The sequence below is a fragment of the Pseudomonas sp. NPDC087803 genome (assembly GCF_044742995.1).
Lineage (GTDB): Bacteria > Pseudomonadota > Gammaproteobacteria > Pseudomonadales > Pseudomonadaceae > Aquipseudomonas.
In genome coordinates, this window is record NZ_JBIUVO010000001.1 from 179,242 (window position 1) to 194,413 (window position 15,172).

Annotated in this window: 10 protein-coding genes and 1 pseudogene; 10 read left to right on the forward strand and 1 reads right to left on the reverse strand. The window is 59.0% G+C overall.

What is annotated here, in order from left to right; translation table 11 throughout:
• From ACIOUG_RS00720 to ACIOUG_RS00750, 7 genes and pseudogenes are all read left to right on the forward strand, one after another.
• Positions 1–64: pseudogene (locus ACIOUG_RS00720) on the forward strand (hypothetical protein); the annotation flags it as partial.
• Between the two features lie 8 nt (positions 65–72).
• A complete protein-coding gene (locus ACIOUG_RS00725; protein WP_003225143.1) occupies positions 73–903 on the forward strand; it encodes a carbohydrate ABC transporter permease in 831 nt (276 codons plus the stop codon).
• 165 nt (positions 904–1,068) lie between these two features.
• Positions 1,069–2,172, forward strand: a complete 1,104-nt coding sequence (locus tag ACIOUG_RS00730) for an ABC transporter ATP-binding protein (RefSeq protein WP_401061727.1) — start codon at positions 1,069–1,071, stop codon at positions 2,170–2,172.
• A gap of 17 nt (positions 2,173–2,189) precedes the next feature.
• Complete coding sequence (locus tag ACIOUG_RS00735; RefSeq protein WP_401061729.1) at positions 2,190–3,665, forward strand: mannitol dehydrogenase family protein; 1,476 nt, start codon at positions 2,190–2,192, stop codon at positions 3,663–3,665.
• Positions 3,666–3,796: 131 nt separating this feature from the next.
• Positions 3,797–5,293 (forward strand): xylulokinase, encoded by a 1,497-nt coding sequence (gene xylB / locus ACIOUG_RS00740; protein WP_401061731.1) that lies wholly within the window; start codon positions 3,797–3,799, stop codon positions 5,291–5,293.
• A gap of 13 nt (positions 5,294–5,306) precedes the next feature.
• A complete protein-coding gene (locus tag ACIOUG_RS00745; RefSeq protein ID WP_401061733.1) occupies positions 5,307–6,245 on the forward strand; it encodes a carbohydrate kinase in 939 nt (312 codons plus the stop codon).
• Between the two features lie 43 nt (positions 6,246–6,288).
• A complete protein-coding gene (locus tag ACIOUG_RS00750; RefSeq protein WP_003225153.1) occupies positions 6,289–6,909 on the forward strand; it encodes a hypothetical protein in 621 nt (206 codons plus the stop codon).
• A 98-nt stretch (positions 6,910–7,007) separates the two neighbouring features.
• Here ACIOUG_RS00750 and ACIOUG_RS00755 read toward each other — a convergent pair whose 3' ends face one another.
• On the reverse strand, positions 7,008–8,309 hold the full coding sequence (locus ACIOUG_RS00755) for an OprD family porin (protein ID WP_401061735.1): 1,302 nt from the start codon (positions 8,307–8,309) through the stop codon (positions 7,008–7,010).
• A gap of 374 nt (positions 8,310–8,683) precedes the next feature.
• Here ACIOUG_RS00755 and ACIOUG_RS00760 point away from each other — a divergent pair, with 374 nt between their 5' ends.
• Genes ACIOUG_RS00760 through ACIOUG_RS00770 form a run of 3 tightly spaced genes read left to right on the forward strand, consistent with a single transcriptional unit; the run spans position 8,684 to position 15,170 of the window.
• Complete coding sequence (locus ACIOUG_RS00760) at positions 8,684–10,732, forward strand: type VI secretion system tip protein VgrG (protein WP_401061737.1); 2,049 nt, start codon at positions 8,684–8,686, stop codon at positions 10,730–10,732.
• Positions 10,723–11,580: a DUF4123 domain-containing protein gene (locus ACIOUG_RS00765; protein WP_401061739.1), complete on the forward strand. Its 858-nt coding sequence runs from the start codon at positions 10,723–10,725 to the stop codon at positions 11,578–11,580. The genes ACIOUG_RS00760 and ACIOUG_RS00765 overlap by 10 nt, the downstream gene beginning before the upstream one ends.
• A 29-nt stretch (positions 11,581–11,609) precedes the next feature.
• On the forward strand, positions 11,610–15,170 hold the full coding sequence (locus ACIOUG_RS00770; protein ID WP_401061741.1) for a LysM peptidoglycan-binding domain-containing protein: 3,561 nt from the start codon (positions 11,610–11,612) through the stop codon (positions 15,168–15,170).
• Positions 15,171–15,172 lie beyond the last annotated feature (2 nt).

Sequence of the window (15,172 nt, forward strand, 5' to 3'; positions counted from 1 at the left end):
AGTCAGGTTTTTGCCGATCATTCTGGTGCGGATGATCGGCAAAAACCTGACTGACAAAGCCTGAGGCCCGCCATGACTCTTCAACAATCCCGCCGGCTGCAAAGCCTGCTGCTCGGCACCCTGGCCTGGGCCATCGCGATCGTGATTTTCTTCCCGATCTTCTGGATGGTGATGACCAGTTTCAAGACCGAAATCGACGCCTTCGCCACGCCACCGCAGTTCATCTTCACGCCGACGCTGGAGAACTATCTGCACATCAACGAGCGCAGCGACTACTTCAGTTTCGCCTGGAACTCGGTGGTGATTTCCTTCAGCGCCACCGCCCTGTGCCTGCTGATCGCGGTGCCCGCCGCTTACTCGATGGCGTTCTACGAAACCCAGCGCACCAAGGGTACGCTGCTGTGGATGCTCTCGACCAAGATGCTGCCGCCGGTAGGCGTGCTGATGCCGATCTACCTGCTGGCGAAGAGTTTCGGCCTGCTCGATACACGCATCGCACTGATCGTGATCTACACCCTGATCAATCTGCCGATTGTGGTGTGGATGATTTACACCTACTTCAAGGACATCCCCAAAGACATCCTCGAAGCCGCCCGTCTGGACGGCGCCACCCTGTGGCAGGAAATGGTCCGCGTGCTGCTGCCGATCGCCAAGGGCGGCCTCGCCTCCACCGTGCTGCTATCGCTGATCCTGTGCTGGAACGAGGCCTTCTGGTCGCTGAACCTGACCTCGTCGAAAGCCGCGCCACTGACGGCGCTGATCGCCTCGTACTCAAGTCCTGAGGGCTTGTTCTGGGCCAAGTTGTCGGCGGTCTCGACTCTGGCCTGTGCGCCGATTTTGATCTTCGGCTGGATCAGCCAGAAACAACTGGTACGCGGCTTGTCGTTCGGCGCCGTGAAATGAATATCTCTGACCCAACACAACCACCTGTAGGAGTGAGCCTGCTCGCGATGAGGCCATGTCAGTCGACATCATCGCTGAATGACACTCCGCTATCGCGAGCAGGCTCACTCCTACAGAAAAGCTGATCCGGTTCAACTGAATAATTTATCGCGGAGGCCCACCATCATGGCCAACCTGAAAATCAAGAATCTGCAAAAAGGCTTCGAAGGTTTCTCCATCATCAAGGGCATCGACCTTGAGGTGAACGACAAGGAATTCGTGGTCTTCGTCGGCCCGTCCGGCTGTGGCAAATCCACGCTGCTGCGGCTGATCGCCGGGCTGGAAGAAGTCAGTGGCGGCACCATCGAACTCGATGGCCGCGACATCACCGAAGTCAGCCCGGCCAAGCGCGATCTGGCGATGGTGTTCCAGACCTACGCGCTGTACCCGCACATGACCGTGAAAAAGAACATGTCATTCGCCCTCGATCTGGCCGGCGTGCCGAAAGCCGAAGTCGAGAAAAAGGTCGGCGAAGCGGCGCGGATTCTCGAACTCGGGCCGATGCTCGAGCGCAAGCCGAAACAGCTGTCCGGCGGGCAGCGCCAGCGCGTCGCCATCGGCCGGGCCATCGTGCGCAATCCGAAGATCTTCCTGTTCGACGAACCGCTGTCCAACCTCGACGCTGCCCTGCGCGTGCAGATGCGTCTGGAGTTGCTGCGGCTGCACAAGGACCTGCAAGCCACGATGATCTACGTGACCCACGATCAGGTCGAAGCGATGACCATGGCCGACAAGGTGGTGGTGCTCAACGGCGGCAAAATCGAGCAGGTCGGTTCGCCGCTGGATCTCTATCACAACCCGGCCAACCTGTTCGTCGCCGGTTTTCTCGGCACGCCAAAAATGGGTTTCCTCAAGGGCACGATCGCCCGCGTAGACAGCCAGACCTGCGAAGTTTCGCTGGACGCCGGCACGCGCATCACCCTGCCGTTCAACGCTGCCAACCTGAGCGTGGGCAGCGCGGTGACCCTGGGCATTCGCCCGGAACATCTGGAACTGGCCCAACCGGGCGACTGCACCCTGCAAGTCACCGCCGACGTCAGCGAACGCCTGGGCAGCGACACCTTCTGCCATGTCACCACCAGCGCCGGCGAAGCCCTGACCATGCGCGTGCGCGGCGACCTGGCGAGCCGCTACGGCGCGCAACTGAACCTGCACCTGGACGCCAGCCATTGCCACCTGTTCGACGCCAATGGCGTGGCGCTGACCCGCCCGCTGCGCGTCGCGGCCTGAATTTCGAGACTTGCCCGATGAAACTGAATAAACAAAACCTGCATCGCCTCGCCCCCGAGGTGCAACTGCCGGCCTACAGCCTCAGCGACACCCGGCAGGGCATCGCGCACATTGGCGTCGGCGGCTTCCACCGTGCGCATCAGGCGTATTACACCGATGCGCTGATGAACACCGGTCAGGCGCTGGACTGGGCGATCTGCGGCGTCGGCCTGCGCGCTGAAGACCGCCGCGCCCGTGACGACCTGAAGGAACAGGACTACCTGTTCACCCTGTTCGAGCTCGGTGACAGCGACGACACCGAAGTGCGGGTGATCGGTGCGATCCGCGACATGCTCCTGGCCGAAGACGGCGCACAAGCGCTGATCGACAAACTCGCCGATCCGCAGATCCGTATCGTCTCGCTGACCATCACCGAGGGCGGCTACTGCATCGACGACAGCAACGGCGAGTTCATGGCGCACCTGCCACAGATTCAGCACGACCTGACCCATCCGCAGGCGCCGAAAACCGTGTTCGGCTTCCTCTGCGCAGCGCTGGAAAAGCGTCGTGGCGCAGGCACACCGGCGTTCACCCTGATGTCCTGCGATAACCTGCCGCATAACGGCGCAGTGACCCGCAAAGCCCTGCTAGCGTTCGCCACTCTGCGTGACACTGGGCTGCGCGACTGGATCGAGCAGAACGTCAGTTTTCCCAACGCCATGGTCGACCGCATCACGCCGATGACCAGCACCGCGCATCGCCTGCAACTGGCCGACAAACACGCGGTGGACGATGCCTGGCCGGTGGTCTGCGAGCCGTTCGTGCAGTGGGTGCTGGAGGACAAATTCGTCAACGGTCGCCCGGCCTGGGAACAGGTCGGCGTGCAGTTCACCGATGACGTTTCGCCCTACGAAGAAATGAAGATCAAACTGCTCAACGGCAGCCACTTGGCGCTGACGTATCTGGGTTTTCTGAAGGGCTACCGCTTCGTTCACGAAACCATGAACGACCCGCTGTTCGTGCGCTACATGCGTGCGTACATGGACCTCGACGTCACCCCACAACTGGCGCCGGTACCGGGCATCGATCTGACCGACTACAAAAATACGCTGGTCGCGCGCTTCTCTAATCAGGCGATTGCCGATCAGCTGGAGCGGGTGTGTTCGGATGGCTCGTCGAAGTTTCCCAAGTTCACCATTCCGACCATCAACCGCTTGATTGCCGATGGTCAGGAAACCAAGCGAGCGGCGCTGGTGGTGGCGGCGTGGGCGCTGTATTTGAAGGGTGTGGATGAGAACGGCGATACCTATGCGATTCCCGATCCACGGGCGGAATTTTGTCAGGGGTTGGTGGCGGATGATGCGTTGATCACTCAGCGCTTGCTGGCGGTTGAGGAGATCTTCGGCACGACGATTCCGCGGTCGGCGGCGTTTGTGGCGGCATTTGAATGGTGCTGCAACAGCTTGCGTGAGGTGGGTGTTTCGCGGACTTTGGAGCGGGTGCTGGCTGAGTGATGCGGTGAAACCACCGACGCCTTCGCGAGCAAGCCCGCTCCCACAGGGAAACGCGTTTCAAAATGTGGGAGCGAGCCTGCTCGCGAATGGCAGCCTCACCCTGGCAAACCCGACACCCTGAGGACTTCACTGTGACCACCCGACAACTCTTCCTCGGCATCGACTGCGGCACTCAGGGCACCAAGGCGATCATCCTCGATGCCGCCAGCGGTCAGGTGCTCGGCGAAGGCGCCGCCACGCACACGATGATCAGCGGCGCCAACGGCCGGCGCGAGCAGGACACTCAACAGTGGCTGGACGCCTTCGCCCTCGCCACCCGCCGCGCCTTGCTCGCCGCCGATGTCGACGGTCAGGCGATCCTCGGCATCGGTGTCTCCGGCCAGCAACACGGTCTGGTGCTGCTCGACGATCAGGGCCAGGTACTGCGCCCGGCCAAGCTGTGGTGCGACACCGAAACCACTGATGAAAACGACCGTTTGCTCAAACACCTCGGCGGCGAAAAAGGCTCACTGGAGCGCCTCGGCGTGGTCATCGCGCCGGGCTACACCGTGTCGAAACTGCTGTGGACCCAAGAACAACACCCGGAGGTGTTCTCGCGTATTGCGCGGATCCTTCTGCCCCACGATTATCTGAATTTCTGGCTCACCGGTCGCGCCTGCAGCGAATACGGCGACGCCTCCGGCACCGGCTATTTCAATGTGCGCAGCCGCCAGTGGGACTTGCAACTGCTACGCGACATCGACGCCAGCGGTCGCCTGCAAGCCGCACTGCCGGAGCTGATCGACGCGCATCAGGCGCTCGGCACGCTGCTGCCGGCGGTTGCCGAACAACTCGGCCTCAACCCGAATGCGCTGGTCTCCAGCGGCGGTGGCGACAACATGATGGGCGCCATCGGCACCGGCAACATTCAGCCGGGGGCGATCACCATGAGCCTCGGCTCCTCCGGCACGGTGTACGCCTACGCCGCAGCGCCGAAGGTCAGCGCGGATGCCTCGGTCGCGACGTTCTGTTCGTCCAGCGGTGGCTGGCTGCCGCTGATCTGCACCATGAACCTGACCAACGCCACCGGCGCAATCCGCGAACTGTTCAACCTCGACCTGGAGCAGTTCAATCAACTCGTGGCCCAGGCGCCGATCGGTGCCGAAGGCGTGAGCATGCTGCCGTTCCTCAACGGCGAACGCGTCCCCGCCCTGCCCCATGCCACCGGCAGCCTGCACGGCTTGACCCTGAACAACCTGACCCAGGCCAACCTGTGTCGCGCCGTGGTCGAGGGCACCACCTTCGGTTTGCGTTATGGACTGGATCTGTTGCGCCACAATGGTTTACAAAGCCGCAGCATTTGCCTGATCGGCGGCGGTTCGAAAAGTGCGGTGTGGCGGCAGATCGTCGCCGACATCATGAACACCCCGGTGATCTGCACCGAACACAGCGAAGCCGCAGCCCTTGGCGCGGCGATTCAGGCGGCGTGGTGCAAATCATGGTCGAACGGCCACGAGGACACTTTGGCCGATCTGTGCCAGCGCTGTGTGAAGCTCGATCTGCACAGCGAAACCCTGCCGATTGCCGCGAATGTCGCGGCGTTCCAGCAGGCCTATGAACGCTATCAACAGCATGTCGCAACCCTATAAAGAGCAAACAATTATGTATTTGGTGTGTGGCGAAGCCCTGTTCGATTTCTTCAGCGAAGACGATGCCAGCGGTCTGGCCTCGAAGGTCAATTTCAAGGCGATTGCCGGCGGCTCGCCGTTCAACGTCGCGGTCGGCTTGCGCCGTTTGGGTGTGGATTCGGCGCTGTTTGCCGGGCTGTCCACCGACTATCTCGGCCGACGCTTGCAGCAGGTGTTGCAGACTGAAGGCGTGCGTGCGGACTACCTGATCGACTTCGCCGCGCCAACCACCCTGGCGATGGTCGCGGTCGGCGCCAACGGCTCGCCGCATTACAGCTTTCGCGGTGAAGGCTGCGCCGATCGCCAGTTGAGTCTCGCCCATCTGCCGCAGTTGGGCACCGAAGTACGCGGCCTGCACATCGGCTCATTCTCGTTGGTGGTGCAACCGATCGCCGACACCTTGCTGACGCTGGTGCAGCGTGAAAGCGGCAAGCGCCTGATCACCCTCGACCCCAACGTGCGCCTCAACCCGGAGCCGAACATCGACCTGTGGCGCGAGCGCGTGGCGACCTTGGTGCAACTGGCCGACATGATCAAGGTCAGCGACGAAGACCTGAGCCTGCTGTATCCCGAGCAGGACCCACAACGCGTGATCGAAGGCTGGCTGCAGCATCGCTGCCAGTTGGTGTTCCTGACCCGTGGCGGCGAAGGCGCAACGGTGTTCAGCCGCACTCATGGTTCGTGGTCAGTAGCGGCGTGCTCGGTGCAGATCGCTGATACCGTCGGCGCCGGCGATACCTTTCAGGCGGCGCTGATCACCTGGCTGACCGAGCAAGGACTGGACTCGGTCGAAGGGGTTCAAGCGCTCAGCCGCGAGCAGATCGACGCAATGCTCCGGTTTGCCGTACAGGCGGCCGCCCTTACGTGCAGCAAGACCGGTCCGGATTTACCCTATCGTCACCAGTTGACCTGAGCGCGTAGACTGTCGCCCTTTTTGCGCGCATGGGGATGACGGTTTGATTTCGGGGCGGACGGCGGGACTTTTGATACTGGCGGGATTACTCAGCGGCTGCGGCACCTCGCCGCCGCGTTCGCCGGAAGACATCTGCGCGATCTTCCGCGAGAAAAGCGACTGGTACGACGCCGCGCAAGTTACGCAAAAGCGCTGGGGCGTACCGATCCAGGTGCCCTTCGCGATCATGTATCAGGAGTCCGGCTATCGCTACGACGCCAAGACGCCGCGCAAATACCTGTTGTGGGTGATTCCGTGGGGCCGGGTCACCACAGCCTCGGGCTATGCCCAGGCCAAGGATGAAGTCTGGTCCGACTATCAGAAAAGCACCGGCCGACACGGCGCTGATCGCGAAGACTTCGACGACGCCATCGACTTCGTCGGCTGGTACATGGACAAGACCACTTCGATCAACGGCGTGTACAAATACGACGCCTACAACCAGTACCTCAACTACCACGAAGGCTGGGGCGGTTTCCGCAACAAGACCTACGCCAGCAAAGCCTGGCTGATGCCGACTGCACGCAAGGTGCAGGCGCGCTCCGATGTGTATGCGCGGCAGTATGCCGGCTGCAAGGACGATCTGAATCGCGGCTTCTGGAGCCGGTTCTGGCATTGGTTGTAGGCCGCCGAAGATCCCTGTAGGAGCTGCCGCAGGCTGCGATGTTTTGATCTTGCTTTTTAAAAGATCGCAGCCTGCGGCAGCTCCTACAGGGGTGAGGTTTAGAGGACGGAGAAGTTGTAACTCACAATCAACCGGGTCTCATCCACATCCCGCGCAAACTTTTCATAGTTGGTGCGGTAAGTCGCATTGCGCAGACGCAGGCTGACATCCTTGAACGTGCCCGTCTGGATCACGTACTTCAGCTCGCTGTCGCGTTCCCACTCTTTGCCTTCCTGATCGCTGCCCGGGACCTTGATGTGGTCGCCGTTCACATAACGGGTGAGGAAGCTCAGGCCGTTAATGCCGATGGCCTTGAAGTCATAGTCGTAACGCAGCTGCCACGAGCGTTCCTGCGCGGCGGCGAAGTCGTTGACCTGCACGTAGTTGACCAGATACGGATTGCTGCCATCGAGGTACGGCATCGAGTTGTCGCCGTTCATGCGCTGCCAGCCGGCGCTGAAGGTGTGGCCGCTGATGCCGTAGGACAGCATGCCGCTCAAGGCGCGGTTGTCGATGGAGCCGGCCTTGGCATCACCGCTGTCGGCGCTTTTCAGCAAACGCAGATCGGCCTTCAGTACACCGTCACCCAGCGGCTGGTTAGCCAACAGACCCACAAAGTGCTGGCGATAGATGTCTTCCAGTTCCGCGTAGTGATACTGCGCGGTCAGGCGATCGTTGATCTTGTAGTCGATGCCGTACATATCGAAATGATCGGCGGTGGTGTTACAGGCGTAGCGCTTGTTCTTGCAATGCACGCGGATGTCTTGTGAGTCGGTGGAATCGCGCGCGGTGTACTTGTCCAGACGCGCGGCCATGAAGGTCAGGTCCTTGACCTCTTTGGAGGTCAGCATTGCCCCGTTGAACAGGGTCGGCAGCAAGCGGCCGTCGTTGTACTTGAGCAGCGGCAGGTCCGGCAGCAGCGCGCCATATTTCAACACCGTGTCCGAGACCTTGATCTTGGCGGTCAGGCCCATTTTTGCGTATTGGCCTTTCGAGCCGCGCGGGTTCTCGCCGCTGGACGGCAGCAAGCCGCTGTTGCTGCGATCAGGGCTGGAATCGAGCTGAAAACCGAGCATGCCCAGCGCATCAATGCCGAAGCCGACCGTGCCCTCGGTGTAACCCGATTGCAGATTGAGAATAAAGCCCTGAGCCGACTCTTCACGCTTGGAAGCGCCCTGCTCGTTGGAGGTGTGCCCATCACGGAAATCACGGTTGAAATACACCGTGCGCGATTCGATTTTCGCCGTGGTGTCTTCGAGAAAACCGCTGGCCTGAGCCTGCGCGGCAAAACCGGCGCACAGCACAACGGCTCCGAAGCCAAACGACTGGCGCGGGGTGATGAGGGGGAATGGGGGACGCATGAAAAACTCCAACAGTACAGCGTTTGCGCCGAGGCGCAGTCAGCCAGAAAAATAGCTCCCGTCCCGGGTCAAAAACAGCCGGGAAGAAGTGGACACGCAGGGGTGAGGCGCAATGATGGCAGATGGCTTTGACGGGCCGAAGGCGACTTTAGTCTGAAACTGACCGGCGATTCTTCAGCCTGCGCCTGGCTAGAACCGTGCGCCGACCAGTGGCTCACAGCGGCGAAGCCCCCGGTTTCATTGGGCTAAACCACCACCCTAAGGGTTTTCCCTATACGCTGCGGGCCCCGTGCCTACGGCATTTGCGCCTTGAACGGGGCGGTTTAATCCTCCATCATCCGTCACCTGCTTATTCAATGGACGGAATTCAAGGCATGCTGGACGCCAACGCTACCCACATTACCCTTACGCTCGAAGGCGCCTCCGCCGACCTGCAAGTGCTCAGCTTCACCGGTCGCGAAGCCCTCAACGAGCCTTTCCGTTTCGACCTCGAACTGGTCAGCGCCCGCCCCGACCTCAAACTCGAAGAGCTGCTGCACAAGCCCGGCGTCCTGACCTTCGGCGCCACCGGCGAAGGCCAGATCCACGGCTTGGTGTACCGCATCGAACAAGGCGATTCCGGCAAGACTCTGACCCGTTACAGCATCAGCCTGGTGCCGCAACTGGCCTATTTGCGGCACAACCATGACCAGCAGATTTTCCAGAACCTCACGGTGCCGAAGATCATCGCCCAAGTGTTGGAAGATCGCGGCATCCTCGCCGACGCCTACAGCTTCCAGCTCAACGCCGAGTACCCGCAGCGCGACTACTGCGTGCAGTACGACGAATCCGACCTGCATTTCATCCAGCGTCTGTGCGAAGAGGAAGGCATTCACTTCCACTTCCAGCACAGCAGCAGCGGGCACAAACTGGTGTTCGGCGACGACCAGACGGTGTTCCGCAAACTCAAGGCCGTGAGCTACCAGCAAGACTCCGGCATGAGCGCCGACAAACCGGTGATCAAGCGTTTCAACCTGCGCCTGGAAACCCGCACCACTCGCGTCAGCCGGCGCGACTACGACTTCGAAAAACCGAAGATCCTGCCCGAAGGCGCGGTCAAATCGGAGTTCGCCCCGGACCTCGAAGACTACGATTACCCCGGCCGTTTCACCACCCGCGAGCGCGGCAAGTTCCTCTCGACCCGCGCCCTCGAACGCCATCGCAGCGACTACAAACTCGCCGAAGGCAAAGGTGACGAACCGACCCTGACCAGCGGCCACTTCCTGACCCTGGCCGAACACCCGCGCGCTGAATGGAACGACCTGTGGCTGCTGCTGGAAGTCTTCCACGAGGGCAAACAACCGCAAGTGCTCGGTGAAAACGTCACCAGCGACGTCACCGACAACAAAAGCGATTTCCACCAGGGCTACCGCAACAGCTTCCTCGCCACCCCGTGGGACGCACACTACCGCCCTGCCCTCGAACACCCGAAACCTAAAGTCCTCGGCAGCCAGACCGCGATCGTCACCGGCCCGGCCGGCGAAGAGATCCACTGCGACCAGTACGGCCGCATCAAAGTCCAGTTCCACTGGGACCGCGACGGCCAGGCCGACGACAAAACCACCTGCTGGCTGCGCGTCGCCAGCGGCTGGGCCGGCGCCGCCTACGGTGGCATCGCCATCCCGCGCATCGGCATGGAAGTCCTCGTCACCTTCCTCGAAGGCGACCCCGACCAGCCACTCGTCACCGGCTGCCTGTACCACAAGGAAAACGTCGTCCCCTACGACCTGCCGGCGAACAAAACCCGCAGCACCTTCAAAACCCTCAGTTCCCCGGGCGGCAAGGGCTACAACGAGTTTCGCATTGAAGACAAAAAGGGTGCCGAGCAGATCTACATCCATGCCCAGCGCGATTGGGACGAGAACATCGAGCACGACCAGAAGATTCGTGTGGGCAATGAGCGGCATGACACGGTTGAGGCCAATGCCTACAGCGAATTCAAAGTCGAAGAGCACCGCATCACCCATTTGAATCGCGTCAGTGAAATGCGCGCAGATGACCACCTGACCGTCGCAGTCACCCAGCACCTCAAAGTAGGCACAGCGCAATTCGTCGAAGCCGGCAGCGAAATCCATTACTACGCCGGCCAGAAAGTCGTCCTCGAAGGCGCCATGGAACTGACCGCCAAAGCGGGCGGCAGCTTCGTCAAGGTCGACGCCGGTGGCGTGACCATCAGCGGCGCCGAGGTGAAGGTCAATACCGGCGGTGCACCGGGTGTAGGTACGCCGGCCGCGCCGTTGCTGCCAGGGCCGATGAAGGTGGCGGATGCGGATAAGGCGGGCAAAGCACCGCTCCCCGCTCGTCTCAATGAATCAGGCATCACACCGTTGTGCGGCAAACAGAGTAACGGCGCTTGCAGCCGTAAGGATTGCACATGCATGTAAAAGCGCTGAGCGCTCTGCTGGCAGAGCCTCGCTACAACTTCTCGGATCTGCCCGCTGCAAGCGAATCGCTGTGCTTCATCATCGATCAGGGCCTCCAGCCGCAAGCCTTGAGTCGGCTCTACCGAGTAGGTGAACCCGTTGTTTCTCAAGAGCTGTTCTTCGGTACCGACTTCGCAGAGATCCCTGAGGGCCCATTGTGGTTGATCGCCCCCAGAGGCAGCAAACTGGCTGCAGAAGCGACAAAACTTTGTGAGGAACAGTTTTCGGGAATTGCGATCTCAACACCTGACCCGGAAAAAGCCCTGGCTCACGCACGCTGGCTCCTCAAAGTCAACGACGGTTCTGGAGGGCAGAGTTTGTTGAGCTTCCACAAACCGAGCCTGTGGGCAGCATTGGTCTACACCGCCGATAAAACCTTTGATCAGTTACTGGGTTGCTGGAGCGCCGTTTACTCCCCGGCGCCAAAGAACTTCGGCGAGCAGCGTGGTCCATGGTTAGCCTGGATAGCCAACAAAGAATCGACATGGCCAGGTGACAAAGCGCCATTCAACCTTCCGGAGGCAGCCGCGCAAGTTCAAGCGCGTCTCGGCTGGGTGTATTGGGTAGATGAGGAATACGTAGCTTTTGAAGAGCCGAATGATGATCGTCTGAACGATATCGCCGACAACCTCGACCTCCTGCTCAAGAGCAACATCTATGAAGGTGATCACCTGCTCAAGCTTGGTCATGCCGTGAACGGCCCGCTATTTGAAGCGCAGCCGGAGATCATGGCGATCCTGCAATCAAAGGACGAGTCGTTTATCAAAGTAGATCGGCTCCTGGAATCAGCCGCCGTCGCCCAACGTTAACGGTGACGCGACAACAGAACGGAATCACCATGGAAATCACGAATCACGCCGTCATGCCCGGCGAAACCCTGAGCCAGATTGCCTCGCGCTACAACAGCACCGTGGCGCAACTTCGCCAACTCAACCCCTTCATCACCGATCCGAACAACGTCAAAGTCGGATGGAACCTGAGCGTCCCTAAAAGCGCGCAAACCGCCTCAGCTTCACCCGCTGCTTCGGCACCCGCTGCGCCTAAGGCCCCTGCCGAGACGGCTGCGAATGGTGCAACGCAGTGCTCTGCGGAAGACTTGGTTGAGCTGGATCCGGTCAAGGACTCTCCCGATGGTTCCTCAAAGACCTTCAAGCCTCACGCCCCACCCTGCTCCAAGACTTTTGCGAGCGCCATTTATGCGACAGAGGAACAAGAGTTCTGGCTACTCCCTGAGCGGGCAAAGTCCGCCATCAAAGAGTCGATGTTCGCGCTGGATAAAATGATTGCCCCCAGCAAACCACGTGATGCACGCCTGAACGGGCTGCAAGAATCGGGTTTGCTGGAATACTTCCTTGAGCCCAAGTTGAGCAACTTCCTCACGGGTGCGAAGCGTACACGTATGGAAGAATTTGAGGCGATGGGGGATGAGATCGAAATCGATCCCGCCACCGCCAAAAAGAGGCAAAACGAAGCCAACGGAAAAAAACCGGCAACGGCTGCTGCGCAGTCCCCATTAGAGGACACCGCGCAATCGCGTCTGGATCGTCTAACGGCAGATCTGGCTACTCAGCAAGACGTCCACAACGCCTATACCGATTTTTACAAGCGGAGGGCTGAATGGCATGCGCTGAAAAAAGAAGCGGTAGCGGCTGCGAAGCTGGAAGGCTACACCTACGAAAGCGGCTCTCTCTACTCCAAAGAGGCGATCGAAGCGCGCGCACGGGTACAAGCTTATCTGGAGGCTCGCAAAAAACTCCTCGGCAACAAAGACTTCAAGCAGGTTCCGCTGGAAGACGTTGCCAAAGCCTTGGCGGAAAAGAAGAAAAGTTACGAAAACATCTGCAGCGGCATGAATGACTGCACCGCCGATCTCGTCGGCTATGTTTATACGCTCATCAAAAACGCCGATGCGCTTGATTACCATGCCTACACTGAATCCATTATCAAAGCGTCTGAGTACGGCATCGCACTTCCAGAATTCGCTTTGATCAGTGACGGCCTGCCATCCGGTATCGAGAAGTTCAAACTCTACCTGGATACCGAGAAAAAGCAGGCGGAAGTTACAGCTCAGCTTCAGGAGAAATACAAGCGCTGGATCGAGGCAACAGGCCAGAATGCCCAAGCGCCAGCAGGCCTGGTTGATGCGGAACGTACCGAATGGGATCGCCTGCAAAAAATAAAAGACGACCTTCAGGCCACAGCCCAAAGTAATGTCAGCACTAGCAAACCAGGGCGTTTTCTGGTTTGGGAACCGGAAGAGTTCCAGCCAAAACCGGTGGACCGCATGGTGAAACCGGGCTTTCCGCTGCGTGAAGTCAGTCTTTCTGACGCCAAAGGCACGCCCTTGAGCTGGTTCAGCATGGCGAACCTGAAAGACGCAAAAAAGATCATGAAAGAGGATTCAAAAAAAGCGGCCGGCTCAGTAAAAAAGGTCACTCAAAGTTTGCCCGCGGACGCAACTGAAGGCTCCGATAAAAACAGTGAAATCAATTCGTTCCGCCAATGGCTTCTAGATCAGGGCGCCATAAAGTTCAGCGATCAAGTCGGCGACTGTTTTGATGGAAAAGGCTGGTTCAAAGCCAAAGACTTTTATGCTTACTTGAAAAAGCAAGGCTATGAGGTCACCGAACTGGAGGACGACGCGGCGCTGACCAACTGGGGCAAGCATCTTCAGCAACTGGTGTTCAAGAAAAGTGTACGCGGCAAAGTAAGACTCTTCGATGCAAGTCCTCAGGCGCAATTCGTTCGCTGCCTGACGCCGCCACAGCCAAGCATTCACGGCGAAGTGAAGCTCGAAGGCCCGAAAATGTCTGCCGCCGAGGGCTTCCAGATATCTGGCGAGATGGGCTTGAGCCTGGACTTGGCCCGTGGCGAAGTTCAGTTGTTGAAAGTCGACATGCCTGCCAAAGCCAGTGCTCAAGACATCACGCTTGATTACTTCCTGGACGGCAGCCCCCAAAAAATGAATTTCGGCCGCTTCTCCTTCCACTTTGGTGTGAAGGCATGGGGCTACGCCGGAGCATCGTTGCTGCTAGCCGGCAGCGTGGAGTTGAGCCCCATCCTCGGCAACGTCAAATACGGCGCCTCCCTCAGCCCGGTCAAACGCGCACAGCGTGAAGACGCATCAGCCAAAGAAGAACGTGCAGATCACGATGCGGCCAAGAAAGCCAAGGCCGACAGCGGCGACAACAGCCCTACTCCCGACCTTGAACACAAGTCCAAATCCGGCACCGTGGCCAGTACCAAAAGCACAGACCAAGTGCTGACCGGGCGTGCCGCCAATGTCCAGATCGAAAACGGAGCGAAAGCGACTTTCAATGTTTTCGGAGGCTTGCAAGCCGCCATCGAACTCACCGGCGCACTGAACTGGGCACCACCTAAAGAACTGGTCGCCCTGCGCACCGCTCCAACAATGGGTATCGGCAGCGATAAAGACGCGAAAAAAGCGAATCCATGGTTGACGCTTGCCAAGCTGAGTGGGTCTGTGGGGGTTGCGCTGGGCGCAGGATTCCAGGGAACGGCGCAGATTTCTGTGGATAAGGGCCGCTTCATTCTCAATCTGAAGGCTGCGGTAGTGCTGGGCCCTGGTGCTAACGGCAGCTTTAAGTTTGAGATTGGTTATGAGGCGGTGGTTGATATCATCAACTTGTACCGTAAGGAACTTCACAAGACTAAAGGTCGTAAGGTCGAGTGGATGGATCCTGAAGCGAGCGAATATGCTTCAGCGCTTAATGCATTGGGTGCTGCCGGGTTGAACGTGGCGATGGCGTACATGATGCGTTGGGATGTTGTGATGAGCCTATACGAGGCTTTGACTCGTAGTGGCAAGGGTGGCCCAATTGCGGATGCGATTATCACCTATAAAAATCAGAATGAGCTTGAAAATTGGGTTATCAACGCAATACCAGACGCTCTTGGGCCACTTATAATGACACTGATAAGCACTCCAAAAGCATTTATCATCACTGATAATGACGCTAACAAATCCGGACTTTCTGAGAAGCGTACTTACGACAGCGAAGAGGCGCATTTACTTCAACAGAAAGCAATTGAGCGGATACTTGGATGGATCGTTGAAAATGCAAAAAAACAGAATACAATCAGCCAAGCCCAAAGTCAGTTTGAAAGTATATGCATGCGAATGAACGGATTCGGTACACAGCCAGCGGAAGATGGGCAACTTTATTGCACAAACCGACTTGAACTCGATAAATTTATGGGCGAAGCAGTAAAGCGACTGAGCGATCCAGAAAACGACAGGATGCGTGATCGTTACAAGAAACACGTTGCTGTTCTAGGCGAGAACCTTGATAAAACTTGCCATCGAAGCCAATTTTATGGCCGCACTTACATACCATCTAGCGCCGGCACAGCCCGATACATCGGGCCAATTAAATAATT